Origin of the sequence: Legionella sp. km772 (assembly GCF_003989735.1) — a bacterium.
GTDB lineage: Bacteria > Pseudomonadota > Gammaproteobacteria > Legionellales > Legionellaceae > Legionella.
On record NZ_RZGQ01000274.1, the window covers coordinates 1 to 2,623 of the forward strand.

Sequence of the window (2,623 nt, forward strand, 5' to 3'; positions counted from 1 at the left end):
GAAAATCAAATAATCACTATAAAGATCAAGCATATCCATTTAATTCCCTCCCTAAAATTAAGGGCGGAATTCTAATGCTTTTTAGTCAAACTACAAGTTTATGTGCGTAACATGAGTAAGTGAAGAAAGTGCAGAGGCTATGAGGCTTGAAATTGCTAATTTAGCTAAACAATTTAATGCTTTAATGGATTTTCGCAAAATTGGTGGAAGCCGAGGGCTTGGATCTGAACGTGCTATGACTCGTCAAATAGAAGGCTCGAGCTTACCTGAAATTCCTGTCGTAGCAGCCAAAGATGATAGTATTGGTGCCACGCCACCCATACCTGATTGGGCAAAGCATGCATTGATTCAGGTGGAGATTGCCAGACGTTCAATTGAAGAAATGGCCCAAAAAAAACCAAAAAAAGAAAGCGAGCATGCAGTTACACAACATCGAATGTTTAAACCTCCTTTAACTGTTAGTCAGGTCTATAGTAGAACACCAGAAGTGTTAAAGCTTCAATTAGATCAAATATTTATACAAAATCAAGATCCTATTCGTTTAGGTGATTTTAGTGAAACTCTAAGGGGTTTGAGAAAGTTATACCTTCAATATCATCCCGACAAACATAATAATGAAATGCAACCTGGTTTTCATGAGCTGCAAAAAATAATAGAAAAATTAAGATCTCCTGATAAACATGAGAATCAAGAACAAATATTGGCTATTTTAGATAAAAGAGAGGCCGTCAAAGAAGAGGAGTCCTCTGAACATACGACCAAACCTGATTTTTAAAATGGATTGGCATCATAATTTGACTAGCCAGTAATTAATAGCTATCGATAGATTTCAGAATGATCCATATTTTGATCTATTATGTTAATATAATGAACAATAGAGAATCAAGGACACCTAGAAATGCCTAAAAACTCAGATATTACCCCTCTTCCTGCTAGTGGTCCACAAAACAAACCAGCAAGTGCAGCTTCTGTTGCCATGCCTGCAGATAGCCATAGTGAGGGAGGTGCTCCTACCAGTGAAATTGAATTACCAGATTTTAATGATGTTGAACTAAATAATTTAATTTCCGGGGTGAAACTTTATCTTCAGGAACATAATTTTACTGAATTTTCCGAAAGCAATCTGTTTTTAATGCTCATCCATGCATTAAGAACAGCCATAAATACAAGTAACGATTTAGCTGTTCAGAATATTTGTAAGATTTTAATTAATTTAAATGAAATTGACCATGCCGGATTTATGTCCCTCTTGAGTAAAAAAATTGATATTGCTCCCTACACAGGGCAAAGTTTTGCTTTTACTCTTGTAGATCAATTTTATTCCGCTACCATTACGCGTGATACTCCATCCTTAATTAGCTTAAATTTTTTATTTTCCATACTTTTGCAATCGGATTCTCTTTTTTTAAAGCAGCTTGCTGAGCTACAAGCTTCCGGAAACAGTGAAGGTATGTTTGGTTTACTTCTTATTGCGCAAGCCTTATTACGCTCTTCTACTGAAAGTTTACATATAATGAGTTCCGAATTAATTGCAAGTTTAGTTATTTTGATACTTAAAAAAAATGAAGAGCTAATCAATACAAGGCTTTTTCAGCCCATCCCGCATGCAGCATTCTCAGGGCAAAGCGTACTGACTTTTTTATTAAATGTAGTAAAGTGCGAGGCACAACATAGTAATGAGTTTAATAACCTACTCTTGAAACAACTTATTGAGGCAATTCACAATGCTCCTGAGTCCCTCGTCAACGAAGGCTTAGTAAGAGTCATCAAACGGGGACCTGATGAAGGTCTGAATGCGGGACATATTTTTTTACAAGCGTTGATAGCATCAGTTCAAATAAAAAATAATAAAGGAGTAGCTGATTTACAGGTGTTACTGAAGACCCTAAGTGCGCGTGCAGGTTTTAACGCAATGTTGCTGGATAATATTACCAGCGGAAAATATATGAATCAAAGCGGCATGTCGATGTTAGTACAAGCATTAATGGCTGCTAAAGATAACGAGTATGACCTAACACCCATTATGGATGTTTTTGCGCAAATAATTGCGGAACAGGGTAAAGAGAAAGTGCTTTCTGCGCTTCAACAACGAGTTAAGTACAGCAGTACTACTTATCTCCAGTTGTTAACCAATGTGGCAAAAGATGATTCTTCCATGACACGGCTATTGAACCTCTTGGAGAATGAGTCATCCCATCAAGAAACACTTAACCCTGCTGTAAATGGTTTTTTTTCAAAAACGAAATCAGAAAAAGAAGCACCTGAAGAGGAGCATAAAGAGTTTACCTCAACCCATTCTTCATCCGCTTCGCATTGAAAATACTACATTAATGGAGAAGGCTAAGCCTAAGCTCAACTATTAATATTTAATTAGTAAGCCGAGTGCTTTTTGATGATGGACTCTATTTAACTTGCTTTCTAATCGGTTTAAAAAGTCCCTCAACTGCGTTTGCTAGCTGTTTGCTACACAATAAATTCTTCGCAGTAAGAGGGCTTTATTAATTACTAACTCATGTTACGCACGGTCAATTTTAAGCTGCCATATTTTTAAGCTCCTGCCAAGCAATCTGGTTCGCTCTAAGAATCAATTTGTACTTAATAGCAAAGTGATTTAAATGAGTTT

Annotated in this window: 2 protein-coding genes; both read left to right on the forward strand. The window is 36.5% G+C overall.

What is annotated here, in order from left to right:
• The first annotated feature begins 139 nt into the window (after positions 1 to 139).
• Positions 140 to 775 (forward strand): hypothetical protein, encoded by a 636-nt coding sequence (locus ELY15_RS15105; protein WP_127101480.1) that lies wholly within the window; start codon positions 140 to 142, stop codon positions 773 to 775.
• Between the two features lie 123 nt (positions 776 to 898).
• Positions 899 to 2,317 carry a hypothetical protein gene (locus ELY15_RS15110; protein WP_127101482.1) on the forward strand — a complete coding sequence of 473 codons (1,419 nt, stop codon included), beginning with the start codon at positions 899 to 901 and terminating at the stop codon, positions 2,315 to 2,317.
• The last annotated feature ends 306 nt before the right edge of the window (positions 2,318 to 2,623 follow it).